Here is a 21,704-nt window from a genome sequence, read left to right on the forward strand (position 1 = left end):
TTCAGTCGTTATCTGGTCAAAGTTCGTAGTAACGACTTCAGTCGTTATCTGGTCAAAGTTCGTAGTAACGACTTCAGTCGTTATCTGGTCAAAGTTCGTAGTAACGACTTCAGTCGTTATCTGGTCAAAGTTCGTAGTAAAAACTTCAGTCGTTATCTTGTCAAAGTTCGTAGTAACGACTTCAGTCGTTATCTGGTCAAAGTTCGTAGTAACGACTTCAGTCGTTATCCTTCATAAGTTCCCTGCCCTAAATTCCGTCGTCATGTTCTTAGCCCCTAGTCCTATATCTAATTGGTTTTGGGATAATAATTGCAGTTATTTTTTATCCCCGATTAAAGCTAAAATTATTTCATTACATCAACAATAATTACAACCCAAGAATCAACTTTAAAACTTGATTAACCCAAAGCCTAAAGAGCCATTATTTTTGATATGAAAATCTTGTTGATTGAAGATGATATTCGCATTTCGGAGGCCATTGCCGAAGCTTTAAGAGATCGCCGCTATGTAGTAGAAATCGCCAGGGATGGTGAATTGGGGTTGAATTTTGCCGAAACGGATACCTTTGACTTAATCATTCTCGATCTAATGCTGCCCAAACTCGATGGAATTTCCGTATGTCGGCAGCTAAGAAACGCAGGAAATAAAACCCCAATTTTGATGCTGACCGCCCGAGATACCAGTAGTGATAAAGTGTTGGGATTGGATGTCGGGGCCGATGACTATGTGGTAAAGCCCTTTGATTTACCCGAATTGTTAGCCCGAATTCGCGCGCTGTTGCGACGACAAACTGTAACATTTTCGCCAATTTTGGAGTGGGAAAAACTAAGGCTAAATCCCAATGAATGTCAGGTGATGTATGAAGACAAGCCCCTAAATATCACCCCGAAAGAATATGCTTTGTTAGAGTTATTTTTACGCAATGGCAGTCGCGTTCTCAGCCGCAGTGTTATTTTAGAAAGAGTCTGGGCTTTTGAAGATATGCCCGGAGAAGAAACCGTCAAAGTGCATTTACGCAGCCTCCGCCAAAAGCTGAAGGCGGCAGGGGCTCCCGCAAATTTCATTGAAAACGTTTATGGTTTGGGATATCGACTCAATGCCAATCTCTAAGCCAATCTCTAAGCCAATCTCTAAGCCAATCTCTCAGGGTCAGTTTAGCCGGTTACAAACTCGGCTGTTGCTGTCATATTTATTGGTAATTGCCACGACTTTAGGGGCATTTTGTACGGCGGTTTATGCTATCGTTGCCCGAGACCTCAATCAACAATTAAATGCCTCTTTGCATCAGATTGCGGGGACATCTGCCAGTACCTTAGAAATTATTCAACATGAATATGAAGAGGTAACTACAGAAGACGAATATCAAGGATATATTCCTAAGAATGCTGATGGCACTTTTGGACCCATTAGCTTATCTCAACTGATGGATAAATATCGCGTTTACTCCATTCCCGCTTTTGTGCCTAATCCCCTAATATCTGACGACCAAGGGGTTGAATGGTTTGATAGCAAACAACAGTTAATGGTGCGAGAAGGAAACTTTTTCACGACCCAATCTTTGCCTAAAATTGTAGCACCCAAAGGACAAATTCTTGAAGAGGGAAATATTCGGAGTTTCATTTTGCCGGTTTATGCGGGGGCAAAATCAGAGCAATTATTAGGCTATGTGCGAGCTACCAAATCAATGGATTTGTTAAACGCTGAGTTGCGCCGGTTCCAGCAAGGGTTAATGGCTGGAGTGGCGATTGTTTCTGGACTGGTGACAATGGGCGGCTTTTGGCTCACTCGCGAGTCACTCAAGCCAATTTTGCGGAGTGTTGAGCAACTGAAACAGTTTACCTCGGATGCTTCCCATGAATTGCGAAGCCCATTGACAGCAATTCGGGCATCGATCGCAGTGATGCAAAGTCACCCAGAACGAGTTCATCCGGCTGATGTGGAAAAGCTGAAGGCGATCGCCAGTGCGTCAGCCCAAATGAGCCAACTGGTGGATGATTTGCTCCTATTGGCTCGCCTGGATCGCCAAGCCCCCGATCGCGCGGTATGGCGACAAATTGCCCTTGATGAAATATTGGAAGACTTGGTAGATTTGTACAGCGATCGGGCTGAGTCGGCGAACCTAAATTTGCAATCTCAACTTATCCCTAACCTAGAAGTTTATGCCGACCCCTCTGAGTTATCTCGCCTCTTTACCAATCTATTAGCTAATGCCCTGCAATATACCCCATCTGGGGGCACCGTCATCGTTTCATTGCAGCGCAACCGCACCCATGCTTTAGTCAGGATTGAAGACACCGGCATTGGCATCAACTCCGACCAATTACCGCATATTTTCGATCGCTTTTGGCGCGCTGACCAAGCCAGAAGCCAACATCACGGGGGATCGGGTTTAGGACTGGCGATCGCCAAAACCATCGCCCAGACTCATGGCGGTGACATCACCGTACAGAGTCAACTCAGTCAAGGAAGCTGCTTTCAGGTGAAAATCCCCCTCCCGGGACCACCGCGATCGCCCAAAACCCGGGGCGGGGCCTAGAAACCGGGTTTCTTCATTCAATCTCGCTGTTCAGCCAAAATTATCGCAGAAACCCAGTTTCTTTTCTTTCCCAGATTTTTACTATTTGTTTCCTATAATTACCTTATGATCACTTCTGATCCACAATAATCACGCTTACAAATTGGCTATGAAATCTAAAGCTGTTGCACTATTTCTCAGTCTTGGCCTCGCGACAACCGTGGCCGCCTGTGCCGGTCAGCCCGGTGATGAGACAGAAGGAGAACAAACTCCCCCAGCTCCTACCATTCAAGATGATGGAGAAGAGGGCGGCGCTCCTCCAGGCGCAACTGAAGATGGCGAAGATGGCGAAGATGGCGAAGATGGCGAAGATGACGAAGATGGCGAAGATGGCGAAGATGGCGAAGATGGCGAATCTTAGTGTATTGCCACTGTGGTCTCGTTGGTAACAACAATTGAACCATCTTAAGCATTTTTTGCTCATCACGATTTGATTGGATCAGGGATTTTCCTAGTCTTGAATCAGAGTTCAGGGCTAGGGTATCCCTCCCTATATTTTCAAATCATTAGTTCCGATGAAATCATCAATCTTTTTTAGCTAAATTTGGCCTTAATTCCATGATTTTATGTATTGAGCAAGTTCTCACCCCAGAACAGTTAGACGAGATTCAGGGCATTTGGAAAGATGCTGAATTTGTCGAGGGTAAACTCACCGCTGGGAGGTATGCGAAACCCGTTAAAGATAACTATCAATTGAAAGGAGATACAGAGGTCGCCAAAAAACTCAGGGGAATTGTGCATACTGCAATCTTGCAAAACCCCCTATTTAAAGCCTCCGTTCGTCCCAAAACAATTCGGCCAATTTTATTTAGTTCTTATGAACCGGGAATGTCTTATGGTTGGCATACTGATAATGCCATTATGGGCGATGGAAAATTGGTGCGATCGGATGTATCCATAACCCTATTTCTCAGCGATCCAGATACCTATCAAGGCGGTGAATTAGTCATCGATACCAGTCTGGGTGAACAATCGTTTAAACTCGCGGCAGGGTCCATGATTGTTTATCCTTCGACCTTTCTCCATCAAGTTACCGAAGTAACCCAGGGAATTCGTTTTGCTGCGGTGACTTGGGTTCAGAGTCTGGTTCGCGATGTTCAGCAACGGGAAATTCTCTTTGAACTCGATACGGTTAGAAAGTCAATATTTGAGCAATATGGCAAAACCGTAGAATTCGATTTACTGTGCAAAACCCACGCCAACTTACTGCGGCAATGGGTGGATATTTAACCCAAATTATCCAACTATCACTATTTTTTAGGACGATGCATCTAAACATATTCATGGTTTTCGGTTCTGGGATATTTCATGGGGTTCAGGGGATTTATCAATGCATAAAATTGCCAACTTTATCCAAATCATCAAAAAAATTCATCTTCCGGCCAAGTACAGCGATCGCTTATCAGCTTTTGTCGGAGAATTTTTAGGCAACAGCGGACATTTTTTAGTCCTGAAAAACTTATCAGATATTGCTATTTACGGTTGGCAGGATTACCTCCATGATCCAACGGATTATCTGCTGATTGTAGCAATGCTGATCCAAACGGCCTACTTATCGAGGCGGAATGCTTTCCCACTATTTGGTAATTTAATCGGAGTCACACTTTACACATTAGTTGATTTGCAAGTCGATGGCAGTGAGTTTTTTGCAGAGCCATCTCATCTAGTATTTTGGGCATTTTCTTTAACCATTGCGGGACTTCAGTTTGCGCGATATCGCTGGAAAAATGCCCTAGAACGCTGGATTATCCCCTTAGAAAGTGTAGTGCGGATGCTGATGGTTTTAGCATTTTATTTAGTAGTCAGCTCAGGAGAAAATTCCAGGGACTGGATTACCAGAGAAATGCTTGCTCAATTTACGGATAGGAATACCCATGTATTTTTGACTAGCAGTCTAGTATTAATTGGGCTGTTACTAGGATTTCAGCGACTGCAAATTGTGGTGCAGCAGCAAGAGCTAAAAAAAACATCGGAATTACTGCGAAATTTAGCCCAGTGGGGCATGGGAACTCATGTCGTAGAAACATTGGTCAAAAATCCTCAAGGATTAAAGTTTCAAAGGTGCGATCGCTCAATATTATTCATGGACATTCGTGGCTTCACCACCTGGTGTGAACAAAGCCCCCCCGATATTGTTGCCAATATCCTCAACAATTATTATCAGCACACTGAATTAGCAGCTTATCTTTTCCTCCCATTGCGCGTCACTTTTACGGCTGATGAAGTCATGGCAATTTATTCAACTCCAGAGCAAGCAGTTTCCGCCGCAAAAGCTATGCAAAAAGCCGCCAAAGAAGCTCTTTCATCCTATCAACTTGGGGTCGGTTGTGCCGTTCACTCTGGAGAAGTCGTTGAGGGATTATTTGGCGGAGAAGATGTCCGTACTTATACAGTAATTGGTGATGTAGTCAATACAGCCAAGCGTTTAGAAGGTACCACCTTAGCCGGAGAAATTACCGTGTCAGATATTGTTTATCAAAGATTAAAACAGCAGATTCAAGTTAAGGATTGCCGAACCCATCAACTTAAAGGAAAAAACACCGAAATGAAAAGCTGGGTATTAGTTGAATAAAATCATAACTTTACCCAAAAGAATTGAATCAAGATTTTCTTGATCGCCTAGTCATATTAGACCTCTTGCAAAAAAAAGGATTGATCCCCCCAACCCCCCTTAAGAAGGGGGGCTTTAAAGAATTTTGCAAGAAGTCTATTGTTAAACATTTTTGAGAATTCCCCAGGAAAATAACGATGATTAACTTCCGAAAACTTCACCGAAAATCTGCTCCCATTGTCTTTATTCCCTTAATCCTTTCTGCATTAACCGGCATCGGTTATCGACTAGGCAGAACTTGGTTCGGCATTCCCTCAGAAATCGCTGAGATTTTTCTGAACATTCACGAAGGAAGATTTTTGGGTAAACCCCTAGTTCCGGTTTATGTGTTATTAGTTGGGCTGGGGTTATTGGGCATGATTGTCACAGGTTTTACCCTGATAAAATGGCAGGGTAAAACCTCAAAATATCAGCCAAAAAAAGACTGGAGGTGGTTTCATCGCTTCCTAGCACCGATCGCATTTTTGCCCCTCTTGGTTAGTGCCATCACCGGGATTGCTTATCGTCTAGGGAGGGCTTGGTTTGGTCTATCGGGGAAACAAGCTTCTATCCTCTTACAAATTCATCAAGGCTCATATTTCGGTCCTACTTTCAAGGCTTTTTATGTGTTATTAGTCGGAGGAAGTTTAATAGCTTTATTAATCACGGGCATTCAAATGACAAGAATTTTCCGCAAACGTCCGGTTTAAAAACTAGAAACCGGGACCCAGAAACCGGAGTTTTTAACCAAGCTGTAATGTTTAGGAATAGCTATCCCCAAAACCCGGTTTCTTTTTCTGAGGCAGAAACCAGGTTTCTGGGGTCAACCTGCAAGCGCTAGGGGTGAAAATCATAAATATGTTATGGCAGCTAACGAAACCGAATAAATGAAGGTTACATTTCACTCAGATGACAAAACTGAAAAGGATGTGATTGATAGATTTATTAACTAGACAGTGAAAAGTTCTGTGAAACAATTAATTAGGGTCCCTCAACTGTCCAGTTCCTCTGTGTATCGCCGTATGCATGAATAACTCTTGGGCGTGAAAGAATTTTTCAAAAGTAAGCTGGGTGGACTTTCTGCTAAAATAGATGGGGCAGATTGGATCCGAATCAGACTGCTGGTTCACCCTTGATGATCACTGCTATATACGGTTCTAAACCACCCGGAAAAACTCTTCCCAATGCAAGCGTACATTTCTAATTTGATGATTTGTAAAGTCCCTAAAATTCAGGGCTATTTCATTCTAGTGTAAGACCTGATAGAATAACAGATTAATCTCACTGAGGGTTCATGTCAAAATGTCCCAGATAACAATTGTTGAAGCATTTGCGGATCTTGAGGATTGCCGTCGTAGAGCAGGAATGCGTCATCAACAAAGCCTCTGTCTAGCCTTATTTCCCCTGGCCGTTGCGGCAGGAAATCGGGGTTTTATAGCGATTGGAGATTGGTTAAAAGCCTACCATGATGAACTGTTGGAATTGTTCAAACCTGAAAAAACCCGCTTACCCTCTTACAGTACGATAAGACGAACGTTATTACGAATTGATCAGCAACGCTACTCAGCTTGTTTATCCCGGTTTTTTGGGATTGACCCAATACAGAGCGAAACTATTGCAGTGGACGGTAAAGTTTTACGAGGGTCCTATGAAGCTATTAATGACGACGCTGATGTAGATTCTCATCCAGCCATTATGTTAGTAAGTGCCTACATCGTAGAACGAGGGCTGATTCTCAATCCATACGAAGTTGATTCAAAAACTAATGAAATCACGGCCTTACCCGCATTTATCAAAGATATGGCCCTCAAGGGTGTAGTGTTCGCTTTTGATGCAATCAGTACCCAAAAAAAAACGGCTCAAGTCATCGTAGACAGTGGGAATGACTATATTGGGGCGCTCAAAGGCAACCAATCGGGTCTACTTGAAGCAGTCCAAGCCAATTTTAAATCTATTCAGACTCATGAATCGAATAATGTGGGTCATGGTCCAGTTGAAAAACGCACAGTCAGTATTAGTAATCAGTTAGATAATATTCCTGAAGTTCCTGGAATAAAAACCGTAATTCGTGTTATTTCACCCCGCGAAGTCCATCGAGCAAATATTATTGAACCCAGTGTTGAAATTCGGTTTTATGTTTCCTCTTTGATTGAAACGGCTGAAGAATTTGCAAAGCGGATTCGAGGTTATTGGGGAGTCGAAAACAAGGTTCATTATGTCCGGGATGTAACTCAAGGTGAAGATGCTTCTCGTGTAAGAACAAAACCCTTGGTTCAAATTTGGGCGATCGCTCGAAATTTTGCACGCTCACATATACCGCGATTATGGATTTCATAATAGGGCTCAAGCCCAACGTCTGGCAGGATTTGGCCTTAAACTAATTAAGGAGTTGTTTAGAATGAAATAGCCCTGATTTAAATGCTTTAGTTTTGGGAATTTTACAAGTCTTGAGCCTAGAAATGCCCGAGACGATTTGGATCAGTTTTTCCGGGTGGTTCAGAACCGTCTCAAACAGTGGTGATCAAGCGTGAACAAGTTGTTCGCCTGACTCTGCTCCAATCGGGTCCTTCTATTTTAGCGGAAAGTCTATCCAGCTTACTTTTGACAAAATTCCTTCACGCCAAAGAGTCATTCATGCTTATGGCCATACAGAGACGAACTGGATAGTTGAAGGCCCCTAATTAGTGATCTCACAGAACTTTTCACTGTCCAGCTTTGTTTACATCAAAGAGGAAAGGTAGGGGCCATGACGAAAGGGTTTGATAACAGTACAGTAATCTATATTCGAGTCAGCACCGATGAGCAAGCTAAAGAGGGCGTCAGTATCCCGGCACAGGTAGAAAAACTTACGGCCTACTGTAAACAAGCGGGTCTCAGGGTAGTCGAAACGATTATTGATAATGGCGTTAGCGCGGGGAAATTCCTCTCAACCCGTCCCGGTGGTAGCCACTTGGTAGAGTTGGTCCGATCGCGCCAGGTCAAAAATATTGTGGCGGTCAAACTTGACCGGCTGTTCCGGAGTGCCGCCGATGCCCTCACCAGCGTTGACAATTGGGATAAGCTGGGGGCATCACTCCACCTCTTAGACTTCAATGGGATGAGCTTGGATACGTCCAGCCCGATGGGCCGGATGATGTTGACGATGATCGCCGGTTTTGCGGAACTGGAGAGAAATCTCTGTAAACAACGGACTAAAGACGCTATCCAACATAAGAAATCTTGTAAACAAGTTTACTCCCGCCCTGTCTACGGTTACGTCACTGATGAGTCTGGACAAATGGTAGAGGACCCTTCTGAGCAGGAAGCGATCGGCATCATGAAGGCTATGAAGGCAGCAGGGAAGTCGTTAAGGGCGATCTGTTCTAAGCTCACCGAACTCGGTTACAAAACCAAGCGTGGCGGGGTTCAATGGTATGCCGCTACTATTAAGGGAATCCTAGAAAATGATATCCACCAAGTAGCTTAAAACATGAGCAATTTAGGAAAGGACATCATAGAAGCCTTAAGGGGTAAGGACGGCATCTTCCCTACTAGAATACGCGATTACATACGCACTAAGCATTTTTTTAACTTCGGAGATGGGCCAAACGTCGCACTCTTAATGTCAAAAAAGCTCAGGGTCTATATTGGCGAGCAATCGGCAAGAGAAACTGGGTATTTGTGACCAGAGGGGATGAGGCAAAAAAGCTAATTTTACACACAGAGTTTGCGACCCGTAGTAACAAACATCTGTTGGTGAAAGGTGATAAAAGCCCCTATGATGGCGACTTAGTTTATTGGAGTAGAAGGTTAGGCAGACATCCTGAATTACCTAACAGACAAGCGATACTTTTAAAATAACAACAAGGTAAGTGCGCTTGGTGTGGACTACACTTTCTTTCAGGAAATGTAATGGAGGTTGACCATAAAATCCCACTTTCTCAAGGAGGAAAAGACGAGTGGGTTAATCTTCAGCTATTACATCGACATTGCCACCATGAAAAGACTGCTACTGACGGCAGTCAACCAGCTGTTATTGACAAAGGGATTGCACATTGAGTAGCCGTGTGCGGTGAAAATCGCTCTTCCCGGTTTCGGAAGAGAGGGGTGGAATGGTAACATTCCCCTCGACTCTATCTCTCGGCTTTACCCCGGGAGGGACGGCAGCAGCGGGAGTGGCGGTGGATTCAGCCGGTGTTGGTGAATGGGTGACGGTGGGATGAGTTGCACTTGGGAAGGGCGATCGCAACTCAACCATCTCCCCCAACTTCCCCAGGGTGATTGTTGTCATTACTGCGCCCCCCACTATGTCGATATCTGTGCGCTGCATCGAGGGTGGCGTTGAAGCAGGGATTGCAGTAGCGCGTTGCGAACCCACGGAACCTGTGCGGCTACTGTGCTTATGAATGGATGTCAGCCCAAACGTTTCTAAGCGAAAACCCACAGCAACGATGGCGGCTCCTGAACGGGAAGTCAAAAGTATTGTCGAAAGGGTTCGGACGTTTATTACTCGCGGGTGCTGGCAGTTTGTAAAAGTGGGCAAGATTGGCGGGGTTTTGGTCGGGCAGGTTGAGAAGGTTTGAGGTTTAATGCGGTGGGCCTTATGTTGAAGGTTTATTAATGACCCTCGGTCAAATACCCTCAATTATTATTGTCGGACCTTTGTAAATTAAATTTATTTAATGTGGTTTAACTGTTGACATATTTACTCTTGAAAAACTTTGGATTATTCAAAATTCGCCGGAATGTTCGAGATTTCGATTAAAGTGGTTATTTACTACCTAAAACTCCATACTATACCCCTGCCCAAGTGAATCATTCCGTCTATGTGCAACGCCAGTTCTATGGGGCATGAATGTTATCTAATACTCCTCCCGGAAGCTAAGTTTTTATCCCTTTTGTCCCAATGAGAACTTCGGGTTCTTTCTGTTTGACTTCATTGAGCTATCCCCTTAGAAAACGCCAATTTTTCCTCTCTGCTGACCCGGTTCAATCAGTCTCACAGGGGACGCAATTTGTTGACATAAATCCTTGCCTTCATATTATAATTACACGGTTATTTGGATGGAGCAATTGTCTCCGATAATGCCCTTAAAATGCTAGCCAAACGCTCCAAGTCTAAGTAAGTAATTTGGTTGTTTTTTAGAGCAGCTTGCAAAGAAGTCCAATCATCTAATAGAGATCCTACCGCAGGTGAGGGTGATGTAGAATCAAAATCCTCCCATTCATCCGTCGTCACAATCCAGTAGTAGTCAGTGTCAATTTCTAAAGATTCAATTCGATCTAATTGAAATTTTTGAATCAATTGTTCAAAAATTAAATGAATTTCATTTACACTAATTTTTATGGTCATCAAATAACTCCTCGGTTTTTTAACTCTTCTTCTATTTTATTCAGTTCTCCCATTTGTTTATCTATTTGTTTTTGGAGAGATTTTTTACGTCCTTCTATAATTTTGTTACGTAATTCTGGGTCTGCATTTTTCAAAATACTTTTATTATCATAAGCATCCGGATTATCTATATAATTTTGAAGTTTTTTCTGGTGTTCATCAATCAAGTTTTGATAAGATGTTCGAGATTTCGTAAGTTCGTTGGTATTCTTACTTACATACGGGTTGCAAGCATTATGAACAAGAATCTCAAGCTCAGAAACAAAATAAGTATGAAAATCCTCAACCTCAAAGTTGTAGACCTGAAACTCACCTTCTCTTCGCTCAACTCCATCCAAATCAATAATAACACCATCTTCCGTCTGGAACAAGTCCCCAACTTGTAAATCCCCAGCCTCAACCCAACCCTTGTCCGGCACCCAGAACGGATGCTCCTCAGTCGTCGAAATTACCTCCCCATCCACATACAAATCCACCAAAACATCAGTCTCGCGGACAAACGTCTGCAAAACTTGCCGCTTCTCAATCTCCCCAGGTGTAGTTGGGTCATCCGCAATTACCCAATCTCCAACCTCAATGTCCTCAATATCCTTCTCGCCCTCCGGCGTCAGAATCTCAGTACCTGCCACGAAGCAAGCACTAGGATTAGGTATATCGGTAGCCATTTGTGTCTTCTGAGAAGACCGCAGCATATCATCAACACTACCAGCGGCACGACCTACATCATCCGCTACCCCACCAGCAGCACGATTAGCTGCCCGCATCGTCCCCAGAGAATTCGCAACACCCGTAACTGCTGGAACTGCATAAGGAACCAAACTCAGCAAATTAAAGACATCGGTATAATCCCATTGACCGTCTGCCAAACCCATTCCAGCTTCATAAATCCCATATCCTTCTCCCGCCGCTGCAATACCCGTGGCAAAAGTCGTCCCCCACTTCGTCGCCCCCATCTGACCCGCAAGGGCAGCAGGTAGCTGGAAACCCAGAATGAACGAGGTACTAATTCCCGCCAGATTCCCCATATTCCATAGGAACGCATGGTCGCCCTCTTGGATTTCCCCGTAATCCTCCCGGCGAATTGCCGTCGTAATTCCACCAGAAACCCCATGCGCGTAACCCGCTACCCACTGGTCGAACATCACCAGCGCTTCATCCCCTGAGATGCTACCCCCATTTGCGTACTGACCTCCCACATACCCAAGGGAGGAACCCACACTCACCAGAATCGCACCAAAACTAATGCCAGTCACCACCTCGGGCAATGTAAAATACCCAGTTGGGTCAGTATTATTAACCGGATTGGCATGAGCGTACTGATAATCATGTTGACTCATTGGGTCATTTAAGAAACCCGCAAACGCATCCTTAGAAATAAACCGTCCCAATTCCGGGTCATAATACCGGGCACGCAAATAATCCAACCCAGTTTCCGCATCCCGACGCTCCCCAGCAAATTGATAGCTTCCATCAGAATTAGACAGGGACATTCCATAAGCATCGTAGCTATTGCGATCGCTTACCAAACCTGTCGTATCGGTCAACATCCGTACCGAACCCAAACCATCGGTGTGGTAGAACGAGTCAGAACCCCCTTCAACCGAACGTACTAACCCCAAACCATAGGTATAGTCCGTTGTAACCCGTCCATTAGAGTCATACTCTGCCAACACTTGCGACAACCCACCCGGAGTCACCAAGTAATTTGTCCGCACCCCATCACCGATACTTGCAACCCGATTCCCCTGAGCATCATAAACGTAATTAACGCGCTGGTTCCCCCCCGCATCAGTTGAATTGACTCCAACTAAGCGATTTTCCCCATCGTTAATCCAGTCATAAGTCACGGTTTCGAGTCCGTTAGAACGACTCAACATCGAACCATTGTTATCGTAGGTAAACTGGGTCGTTACCCCAGCGGACAACATCTGAGTCAATCGGTCATTCGCATCATAATCATAAGTGGTCAACCCGAGAACCGAATCATTACGGGACAGCCGATTGCCCACTAAATCGTAGGTATAATCGATAGTCTGGTTTTCTGGAGAAATCTTTTCCTGAAGCAGACGGTTCACTGAATCGTAAGCGTAATTTACCGTGCGACCGCCATGTTCCACTACTTGGGTTCGGTTGCCAACTCCATCTAGGGTATAAGAGAAACTAGAAATTTCCTGACCCACCGAATTTAAAGTTTCGATATCGGTGAGGCGAGAGCGATTGTCATAGCTGCGAGTTTCTACCGTCCCATCGGCACGAGTTGTTTGGACTAAGTTTCCGATAGCATCATAATCGTAATCTGCTAAAACTTCGCTGCCATCTTTCACCCAGTCCAACCGATTTAAAGCATCATAAGTGTAGGAGGTCGTTCCCGACTCTGTTGTTAGGGACGTGACGTTATTTAAAACATCGTAACCGTACCCAATTGCCTTGCCATCTGGGTTGGTAATTTGAGAGAGTCGGTCGCGATTGTCATATTCGTAACTCGTCACTCCTCGACCGTCACTCACGGTCCGCATTTGAGAAGTTACAGGGTCGTAAGTGTAGCCAACCGCAGCGATATCGGGATTGCTAAATGTCTTCTGTTGCAACCGACCGAAATTATCGTAATCATAATGAATAGTATCCCCATTGAAATCGGTGTAGCTTCCGAGGAAACCTAAGTTATCGAAAACGGTGTCAGAGCGCTGTCCCATTGGTAAGATAGTTGTCACCATCCGACCGAAATCATCGTACTCGAACTGAGTGCTGCGATTGAGCGCATCCTCAATTTTAATGAGCTGACCCAAATTATCGTAATTGTAACGGGTGCGAGCATCCTCAGCTAATTCAATCGCCGTAGTTCGGTTGAAGTTGTCGTACTCGTACTGGGTAATGTTGCCATTTTCATCTTTAGCAGTTATCTGCCGGTTGAAATTATCGTACCCCATTTCCACGCGGTCGCCGTTGGCGAATACAGTGGCAGTTTGCCGACCGTATTCGTCATATTCATAGCGCGTAATTTGACCCAGGGCATTGTGTACCTTCGTCAAGTTGCCTCGGTTATCGTACTCCACTTCGGTGCGTTGGTTGAGGGGGTCGATAACGACATTGACTCGACCGAAGTCATCGTATTCGTAGCGAGTTGTTTGTCCTAATGGGTTGGTTTCTGAGGCGACTCTTCCCAGGGAGTCATAGGTGAGGGAAAACTTAGTTTGGTCGAATAAAACAGCTTCTTTCAGACGAGATTTTTCGTCATAAACTAAGTTGGTGGTGCGGTTACGAACATCGGTAATCGAAGCGATTTGACCGCCTAAGTTGTAGGTGGTTGTGGTGTGATTTCCGAAGACATCGGTTTCTTTGATTAACCGACCGAGGTGGTCGTAATCAAAACTTGTCCAGTTGCCCAAAATATCGCGCTGACGAGCGATTCTTCCCGCTGGGGTATATTCCGTTTGAATGCGGGGGTTGTCGGAGGGGTTGTCGGGGGTTAAATCGGGTAAGATGGTTTCGCTAGTTCGACCCAGTTCATCGTAAACGTACTCAATAACTAAACCGAGGGGTGATGTTTCTTTTACCAAACGACCTGCTGCATCGTATTCTTTGAGGATTTGAGGATTGTCGTTGGGATTGTCTGGGGTGTAGTCTGGCAGAGTTACCCGAGTCAATAGACCTTTATCGTTGTAGTCGTAGAGAGTAACGTTACCTAGGATATCGGTGGTGGAGGCCACTTTCCCGAGTTCGTTGTAGGTTTGGGACTGGGTATTTCCTTGAGAGTTGGTACCCGAGAGGGTACGACCTTCTTTGTCGTAGGTAAAATTGCGACTGAGGGTGTGAGTTTCACCGTCAACGAAAAAGTCCATGCTGGCATTTTGCATTCGACCGTTGCGATCGTATGTGGCATTGACTTCGTTACCTTGAGTGTCTACCATGCGAGTGGGGTTGCCAAAGGTGTCGTAACCCCATTCCATTGTTTGTCCGTCGGGTGCAACTTGACGGATAAGTTTTCCGGTGTTGTCGTAAACGTAAGTTGTGGTTAATCCATCGGTGTCGGTGCTTTCGATGAGGTTCCCGCGACTGTCGTATTTATAGGATACGGTTAATCCTGTGGGGGAGACGATGGAGAGGACTTGCCCGTATTGATTGTAACTCATGCGGGTGATCTTGCCATCTCCGTCAGAGGTACTGGTGATGTTGCCGTTACTATCGTAAGTATATTGGGTAACGATTCCGTCGCGATCGGTTTCGCTGAGGAGATTGTTGTCCTCATCGTATGTGTATTGATTGATTCCACCTTTGGAGTCAACTTCGGTCAGAACATTACCCCGCGAGTCATACACATAAGTCGTCGGATTGCCAAACACATCTAACACCGTTTGAGTTGAATTATCCGGGTCATAAATCAACTCAACCGCTTCGCCATTGACATCCAGCATCCGCTTCAAGCGACCCGACTCATCATACTCCGTCCGTACCCCAGTTCGTCCCAACGGGTCAATGATTTCTTCTAAGTAATGTTCTCGTTCCTCGTGATACTCAAACCGAGTCGTATTCTCCTCCCTATCCGTAACCCCGACTAAATCCCCATTCTCATCATATTCATACTCGATTCTTTCTCCCTCCGGGTCGATCGCCGCCACAATCCGACCCGACGCATTCCTCTCAAACGTCACCGACTTTCCAGTATAACTGAAAATCTTCTCATCGCTGAAAGGGAGCTTTTTCTCAGTGTCATTGTTCTTTTCTTTTGAGGTTGAATGATTACATATTTCTACGCATTAGCCTGAACCTTAACAAAGCTGCTTGAGCCTCTTCCCTGAAAAATGGAGAATTGTCTGGCAAATTAGTTAGAAGTTGTAACGCTCTATCATCACAGGTTTCACCTAAAGCTCTTATCACACAAGAACAAACTATGTTCTTAGAAATGTATCGGCCTTTAGCTTGACTCCACGTCTGTAAAGCCTCCAATAACAAATTAACCCCTTCTGGATCTTTGAATCTACCAATAACACTTGCAAAATCATTAATATTGTTGCTTAATTTTCTAAAATTACTACTTTCATAATCTAAAGTCGAAAAATCGAGGGGGTTTGACAAAATAGATTTAAAGCCTGAAATTGCTTTTTCATTAAGTTCATTATTGTATTTGCGTAAAACCTCAGCCGTTTTGCATTCATCTTCTTCAATGTATCCATCTTCGCCTAAGTAATAGGCATTGGTTTCATAACACTCTGCTAATGTCAACATCATGTCAGTCAAGTTGGTATACAGAATAGAAGGCAGTTCCCCTTCACCCAAAACCACTACTGGTATTTTTTCTCTGTGAAAGTCAATAATAGGAACAGCACAAAAATCGCAATTGGATTGAATAAATACAAACAAAGGGCTGGTTTCATACCATTTACTTTCCTCTAAAACATTTTTATCTTCTAAAATATGTTCAGTACACCCTTTACTATACTCAATAGCTGTAGAAAGAGGCAAAATTTGCAGGGGAGGAGGAAAGCATACTGCTTTAACATCTTTTTCGGTTCCATTTCGCCACTGGTAAAGGGCATAAATTTCTTCAGGTAATTTATATCCAAATTCAGCTTCTGCTGCTTCAATTTCGCTAGATGTAAGTCCGGGCAAAAAGGAAGCCGCATACTCTGGCTGATGTTTTTTTAGCCAATTCATTATTTTTTCTAAAGCTTCAATTAAAATTTCCATCACAACAACCTTTTGGATTGCACAACTAACTTTGCTCACCAACTTATTTGTTGGTTGTTAAACTATTTGTTAAATCAGAAAATCCCTATTTAAACAAATATTCTTTCTATTATAGTAGATCACCTTTAAAAATATCTGGGTTTTCCTCCTCTGTCTACCCAAAAAGTTTTAACCCAGGGGAAAGCAAAGTTAACATACCAACTTGTAGAATCCCCTTTCCCTTCATGTCCCACCTTAGCTAGTCTGTAAAATTCGTTTAATCTAAGTCCTTGAGTATTTCGTATCCCGGCTATCCCAACACTTTGCTCTGTTTCAAGTACAGGATGTATCGAAACTTGACCTAGTCTGTAGTTAGCTGCCCCTCCTTGTGCAGTTGACGCATAAGGATATTCATCACATACTTTAGTAGGAGTTCCTCCATCTCGACCTGTTTTTCCTTTACATTGAACTTCATTTGGATACCAAGACCTAGAATGTGGGGGCTTGATTCTACTTAATAAAGGAGGGATGAGTTGAGAACCGAGTAAATTGCCACTAGGATTGTCCACCGTGTAACCCGAACCAGTCAAAGCCTTAAATACATGGTTTGTAGTTTGAGGTAAATCTCCACCCCCCCATATGATAATTGGAACACCCCATCTCTTAACATCAGTAGGAAAAGTTTGACCCAGAACGTGCGCCCGAGCCAGAACAGCAACAACTGCAATAGGAAGAACTGTTAACCCTCCGGCAGTCATGCCTACACCAGTAACCAAAGGTAGTGACTGAGTTATCAAAGCATTCAGCATTGTTTGGAACGCTGAAAATTCCATTACTGAAGAAGAGAGGCCACTCGGGTCGATCGCATTCACCGGATTCCCATGCACGTAAGGATACTTCGCTCTAGACAGGGGTTCACTCAAGAAACCCTCAAACGGATCTGTAGTTGTAAACCGTCCGCTATCAGAGTTATAATACCTCATCCTCAGATAGTAATCACCCAGATAAGGGTCAAACTGCTCACCCGCAAAGCGATAGTTATTGACAGTATTACTCACCGAACTTAATAAATTTCCATACGCCTCATAATCATAAGTATCCGTAACCACCCCACTGGCATTAGTCAAAGCCCTCGTACTACCCAAACCATCCACATGGTAGAACGATCGCACCCCATCCCGATTCTGCGAAATCAGATCGGTTCCATAAACATAATTCGCTTGCACCGTACCATCAGGAGCATACTCCGACAACACTTGTGCATGAGGCTGATTCGCATCAATCAGATAGCGAGTTTCCTCTCCGTTGACTGTTGTTGCTACCCGAATCCCATCAGCATTATACTCATATTCAATACCAACAGTACCAGTTGGTTTAGTAACCTGTGCCCCAACTAAGCGGTTCTCATAATCCCAACTGTAAACCACTCCATCTGTGGCATCTGCAATCCGAGATAAAGTATTCCCGTTGTTATCGTAAGTGTAGCGACTACTGCCATCACTCAACAATCGATCGTTCGGATCGTAGGTATAGGTTTTTAGTTCGCCTATAGAATCATGATAGCTGAGTCGATTTCCCACAGCATCGTAGGCATAATCAATCATGCGATCGCTCAAACCGGGAGCGGTAATTTTCTCCTGAGTCAAACGATAGAGAGCATCATAATTGTACTCAACCACCCGACCATCATTTTCTTCCACCCTCTGACGATTTCCCGCCGGATCTAGAGTGTAACGATAACTGGAAATCACTCCAGAATGCCCACTATTTTCTAAGAACACCAACCGATTCAAATCATCATACTCGCGAGTTTCAACTGTATGATTAGGTAGGTTAGTACGGATAAGATTTCCTGCCTTGTCATAAGTGTAACGAGTCACTTCCAAATTAGGATCTGTAACTGTCTCCAACTGATTGTATTTGTCATAAGTGTACTTCGTCGTACCAGTAGGAGCAATCACCTCAGTGCGATTACCAGCTACATCGTAGCCGTAGCGGATGAATTGGTTGTCAGGGTCAATTCGAGAAATCAGTCGTTCGCGGACATCGTAATCATAAGCAGTTACCCCACGCTGGTCTTCGATGGTTTCGATCTGACCCGTTGGCGTATAAGTCCATTCAACGGCGGTAGTGTCCGGGAAATATTTAGCAATTATCCGGTTAAGTGAGTCATACTCGTAGGTAATAGTATTGCGATTGAAATCAATGATACTGGCAATGTTACCAACCGGGTCGTAGGTAGTCTCAGAACGTTGTCCTAACGGCAAAATGGTAGCAGTTCGACGATTCAATGGATCATATTCGTACTGGGTAATGTTTTGATTAGCATCTTTTGCTTGAATTAAGTTGCCAGAATCGTCATAGTTGTACTCCGTTCGCTGTTGTAGTGCATCAACAACTGCACTCAAACGACCCAAAGCATCATACTCAAAATCAGTGGTTTTTCCACCAGGGTCAGTCTGAGTTTTGAGGCGTCCCAATTCATCGTAGGTAGTCGTCATGTAAGAGCCATCAGGGAAATGTGTTTCTACAAGACGGTTGAGCTTGTCATAAACAAAAAAAGTGGTATTTCCTAACGGATCTGTTTCACTCAGACGATTTCCAAACGCATCGTAAGTGTAAGTTTGGCGACGGCAAGCACAACTGCTTCGAGACTCAATCAGACGACCCAATTCATCATACTCGTATTCTTGGCGATTCCCTAATTCATCAATCTCGGCAGTAACCCAACCGAGTTCGTTATATTCAGTTTTAGTTCTGGGGTTGTTTGAGAGGTCGTTAGGTGTGTCATCTGGATGAATTACCTCAATCGGTCGATTCAGCGCATCATAAACAAAATAGGTCGTGTGACCAGATTGGTCTGTAAAAGAACTGCGCCGTCCAATAGTATCGTAGGTAGTGATAGTACGAGTGCCATCTGGGAAATGAGTTTCTGTTGGACGACCGAGATCGTCATAGACAAACTGGGTTATGTAATTTCGAGCATCGGTTTCACTCAGGCGATTTCCGGCTGCATTATAGGTATATTTAATTTCGTTATTGAGAGCATCGCGTTTAAGAATGCGACGACCTGCAATATCGTATTCATATTCGGTGCGAAAACCCCGTTCGTCAACAAAGGCTCTGGTGCGACCCATTTTATCATATTCAGTTTGGGTTCTGGGGTTGTCCGAAAGGTCATTCGGGGTGTTATCGGGATAGGTCGTTTCGATGAGACGACCCTTAGCATCATAAATGAAGTGGGTGGTTTGTCCTTTTTGGTCGATCCTAGCAATTTCTCGACCCGCTGCATCATAAACAGAACGTACGGATGTTCCATCTGGATACAAGGTAGTTTCAAGTTGACCTTTGGCGTCATAACGATATTCGGTACGGCGATCGTTCATACCCTTTTCAATGAGGGCAGTCATATTCCCTAGTTTATCATACTCGTATTCGGTGACGTTACCTAGCGGATCGGTCTCAGACGTAACGCGACCTTCGGCATCATATGTCCAGCTTTTGACTTGTGCGCGTGAGCCGTTGGGGGTAGCGAGTGTGGTTGTTTCAGTCAGTGTTTGTCCATTAGCATTATAGGTGTAAGTGGTGGAGTTGCCTAGTGCATCGATTTGGCGAGTTACTCTACCGAGGAAATCATATTCAAATTGAGTCTTTTGTCCTTCGGCATCAATTATTGCCGTAATGTTTCCAAAGCGATCGTAGGTTTGCTTGATAGCTCCGGTTGAAGTATTGGTAGATAAAAGATTGCCTTGGCTATCATATTCGTAGGTCGTCGTTTGACCCAGGGGTTTGGTTTCCGTCAACACTTGACCCAAGGGATTGTAACTCCACCGCGTCACATTCCCCAACGGGTCGATTTCAGATAATTTATTCCCTTCTGCATCATAAGTATAAGTTGTCGTCCACCCTTCGGATCCACTTTCCTCGGTAACAACCGTCTCGGTTAAGACATTATTATCTTCATCATAAGTCCGCCGAGTTACCAACCCAACCGCATCCACCTCAGTAACAACATTCCCGCGCTCGTCATACACATAAGTCGTCGGATTGCCAAACACATCCAACACCGTTTGAGTTGAATTATCCGGGTCATAAACCAACTCAACCGCTTCACCATTCACATCCAGCATCCGCTTCAAGCGACCCGACTCATCATACTCGGTCCGTACCCCAGTTCGTCCCAACGGGTCGATAATTTCTTCTAAATAATGTTCGCGTTCCTCATGATACTCAAACCTTGTTGTATTCTCCTCCCTATCCGTAACCCCAACCAAATCCCCATTCTCATCATACTCATACTCAATTTTATTCCCTTCCGGGTCAACTGCCGCCACAATCCGACCCTCCGCATTCCTCTCAAACGTCACCGACTTCCCAGTAGAACTGAAAATTCCCTCATCCGAATAAGTCAGCGTATTTCCATTCGTATCCGTCACCGTCAATAAATCGCCAGTTGTCCCATCAATCTCATACTCAATCCCCTCCTTCGTCGTCAGCGTATATGTCCCACCAAAGAACGAATTTGCTGGATTGTAAGGCGACCCACTCGGATGATAGTATTGACCCGTTTCCTGATTGTAAAGCAACTGAGTTTTCTGAGCACTCAACGTCACCTGTGACCCATCATCTGTTTCAAACGCCGGATTGTAGAAAATCATGCTTTGGGGTAAAGGTGCTCCCATTCGCAACGCCTTGACAATCTCCGGATCCATCACAGGTTTGAACGTAAACCCAGTCCGTTTCCCACCCGGTAACGTCACGTAAACCCGCGTACCTTCCTCAAATCCAACCGAAGGAATCCCCATCTGTTCGTACAGTTCATCCCGTCCCACAGAAGTCCGCAAGTCGGTATCCCGGAACTCCAAGCGCCATCCATATCCAAAGTCATCGGATTGGTTTGTAGTTAGGGTATCATAAGTCCGTGTCAAGTTAATCGGAATTCCTGCTACTGGAACTTCCAAATCCGTAAACGATAAGCGGAAATTGCCTAATTTTAACTCCCCAGCAACATCCACCATTTGTTCCGCAGAAGCAGTATTCCCACTTTCATCCGTCGCCGTCAACCGCAAAATGTAAGTATCGTTTTGCAGCAGAGTTGGGTCAAATCCTGCCAATTTCCCATTACTTATTTGAGAATTTCCTGATGCAATTTCGACAAACTCTCCGCCGGATGCGGGTGCAATAGATAGGACGTAATTGGTCAAGTTGTCATCCATTACCGTGCCAATAATGTCGGTAAAATCGGTCAGCGGTTCCTCTCCTAAAGTGGGAGAGAGTTCTACAATGGGAGGATTTAGGTCGTTGGGGTCATAAACCCGAATTTCGATGCTACTTTCACCTAAATTTCCCGCCGCATCTACGGCGACTGCTTTGGCAGTTAAGGTTCCCAATTTTGAAGGGGTGTAGGTTGCTACTCCATTGGCAGTTAAGGTAACGGGAACTTCATCCACAAACAATTGGACACCTTCTACGCCAATATTATCGGTGGCATTAGTAAAGAAGGT

General features: G+C 44.4%; 14 protein-coding genes and 1 pseudogene. 10 read left to right on the forward strand and 5 right to left on the reverse strand.

From position 1 onward, the window contains the following. From NG833_RS20985 to NG833_RS21030, 10 genes and pseudogenes are all read left to right on the forward strand, one after another. A partial coding sequence (locus tag NG833_RS20985) for a hypothetical protein (protein WP_254567222.1) occupies window positions 1–237 on the forward strand: 237 nt, incomplete at its 5' end. Window positions 238–432: 195 nt separating this feature from the next. Then, on the forward strand, window positions 433–1,110 hold the full coding sequence (locus NG833_RS20990; RefSeq protein ID WP_254567223.1) for a response regulator transcription factor: 678 nt from the start codon (window positions 433–435) through the stop codon (window positions 1,108–1,110). Beyond that, window positions 1,097–2,536, forward strand: coding sequence for a cell wall metabolism sensor histidine kinase WalK (locus NG833_RS20995; protein ID WP_254567224.1), 1,440 nt, complete (start codon window positions 1,097–1,099; stop codon window positions 2,534–2,536). The genes NG833_RS20990 and NG833_RS20995 overlap by 14 nt, the downstream gene beginning before the upstream one ends. 148 nt (window positions 2,537–2,684) lie before the next feature. Beyond that, the gene (locus NG833_RS21000; protein WP_254567225.1) at window positions 2,685–2,936 is read left to right on the forward strand and encodes a hypothetical protein; all 252 of its coding nucleotides are present in this window, start codon (window positions 2,685–2,687) and stop codon (window positions 2,934–2,936) included. Window positions 2,937–3,133: 197 nt separating this feature from the next. Continuing rightward, on the forward strand, window positions 3,134–3,805 hold the full coding sequence (locus NG833_RS21005; protein ID WP_254567226.1) for a Fe2+-dependent dioxygenase: 672 nt from the start codon (window positions 3,134–3,136) through the stop codon (window positions 3,803–3,805). Between the two features lie 100 nt (window positions 3,806–3,905). Beyond that, complete coding sequence (locus NG833_RS21010) at window positions 3,906–5,147, forward strand: adenylate/guanylate cyclase domain-containing protein (protein ID WP_254567227.1); 1,242 nt, start codon at window positions 3,906–3,908, stop codon at window positions 5,145–5,147. A gap of 176 nt (window positions 5,148–5,323) precedes the next feature. Then, window positions 5,324–5,875: a PepSY domain-containing protein gene (locus NG833_RS21015; protein ID WP_254567228.1), complete on the forward strand. Its 552-nt coding sequence runs from the start codon at window positions 5,324–5,326 to the stop codon at window positions 5,873–5,875. Between the two features lie 592 nt (window positions 5,876–6,467). After that, window positions 6,468–7,502 carry an ISAs1 family transposase gene (locus NG833_RS21020; RefSeq protein ID WP_254567229.1) on the forward strand — a complete coding sequence of 345 codons (1,035 nt, stop codon included), beginning with the start codon at window positions 6,468–6,470 and terminating at the stop codon, window positions 7,500–7,502. A 409-nt stretch (window positions 7,503–7,911) separates the two neighbouring features. Further along, window positions 7,912–8,631, forward strand: coding sequence for a recombinase family protein (locus tag NG833_RS21025; RefSeq protein ID WP_254567230.1), 720 nt, complete (start codon window positions 7,912–7,914; stop codon window positions 8,629–8,631). A gap of 398 nt (window positions 8,632–9,029) precedes the next feature. Further along, window positions 9,030–9,203: pseudogene (locus NG833_RS21030) on the forward strand (HNH endonuclease); the annotation flags it as partial. Here the strand turns inward: NG833_RS21030 and NG833_RS21035 are convergent. The 5 genes from NG833_RS21035 to NG833_RS21055 form a co-directional block, all read right to left on the reverse strand. Next, window positions 9,178–9,621: a hypothetical protein gene (locus tag NG833_RS21035; protein ID WP_254567232.1), complete on the reverse strand. Its 444-nt coding sequence runs from the start codon at window positions 9,619–9,621 to the stop codon at window positions 9,178–9,180. The pseudogene NG833_RS21030 and the gene NG833_RS21035 overlap by 26 nt on opposite strands. Before the next feature lie 579 nt (window positions 9,622–10,200). Beyond that, window positions 10,201–10,497 carry a hypothetical protein gene (locus NG833_RS21040; protein ID WP_254567233.1) on the reverse strand — a complete coding sequence of 99 codons (297 nt, stop codon included), beginning with the start codon at window positions 10,495–10,497 and terminating at the stop codon, window positions 10,201–10,203. Next, on the reverse strand, window positions 10,497–15,185 hold the full coding sequence (locus NG833_RS21045; RefSeq protein ID WP_254567234.1) for a polymorphic toxin-type HINT domain-containing protein: 4,689 nt from the start codon (window positions 15,183–15,185) through the stop codon (window positions 10,497–10,499). The genes NG833_RS21040 and NG833_RS21045 overlap by 1 nt, the downstream gene beginning before the upstream one ends. Window positions 15,186–15,273: 88 nt before the next feature. Beyond that, a complete protein-coding gene (locus NG833_RS21050; RefSeq protein ID WP_254567235.1) occupies window positions 15,274–16,260 on the reverse strand; it encodes an SMI1/KNR4 family protein in 987 nt (328 codons plus the stop codon). Window positions 16,261–16,346: 86 nt separating this feature from the next. Continuing rightward, window positions 16,347–21,704, reverse strand: a 5,358-nt coding sequence (locus NG833_RS21055) for an RHS repeat-associated core domain-containing protein (RefSeq protein ID WP_305884999.1), incomplete at its 5' end; no start/stop codon positions are given.

Source organism: Oscillatoria sp. HE19RPO, assembly GCF_024220515.1.
Taxonomy (GTDB): Bacteria; Cyanobacteriota; Cyanobacteriia; order Cyanobacteriales; family Laspinemataceae; genus Laspinema.

Excerpts from the sequence above, each read along its gene's own strand:
- NG833_RS20990 (WP_254567223.1), top strand. The coding sequence starts at position 433 with ATGAAAATCTTGTTGATTGAAGATGATATTCGCATTTCGGAGGCCATT.
- NG833_RS20995 (WP_254567224.1), top strand. The coding sequence starts at position 1,097 with ATGCCAATCTCTAAGCCAATCTCTAAGCCAATCTCTAAGCCAATCTCT.
- NG833_RS21000 (WP_254567225.1), top strand. The coding sequence starts at position 2,685 with ATGAAATCTAAAGCTGTTGCACTATTTCTCAGTCTTGGCCTCGCGACA.
- NG833_RS21005 (WP_254567226.1), top strand. The coding sequence starts at position 3,134 with ATGATTTTATGTATTGAGCAAGTTCTCACCCCAGAACAGTTAGACGAG.
- NG833_RS21010 (WP_254567227.1), top strand. The coding sequence starts at position 3,906 with ATGCATAAAATTGCCAACTTTATCCAAATCATCAAAAAAATTCATCTT.
- NG833_RS21015 (WP_254567228.1), top strand. The coding sequence starts at position 5,324 with ATGATTAACTTCCGAAAACTTCACCGAAAATCTGCTCCCATTGTCTTT.
- NG833_RS21020 (WP_254567229.1), top strand. The coding sequence starts at position 6,468 with ATGTCCCAGATAACAATTGTTGAAGCATTTGCGGATCTTGAGGATTGC.
- NG833_RS21025 (WP_254567230.1), top strand. The coding sequence starts at position 7,912 with ATGACGAAAGGGTTTGATAACAGTACAGTAATCTATATTCGAGTCAGC.
- NG833_RS21040 (WP_254567233.1), bottom strand. The coding sequence starts at position 10,497 with ATGACCATAAAAATTAGTGTAAATGAAATTCATTTAATTTTTGAACAA.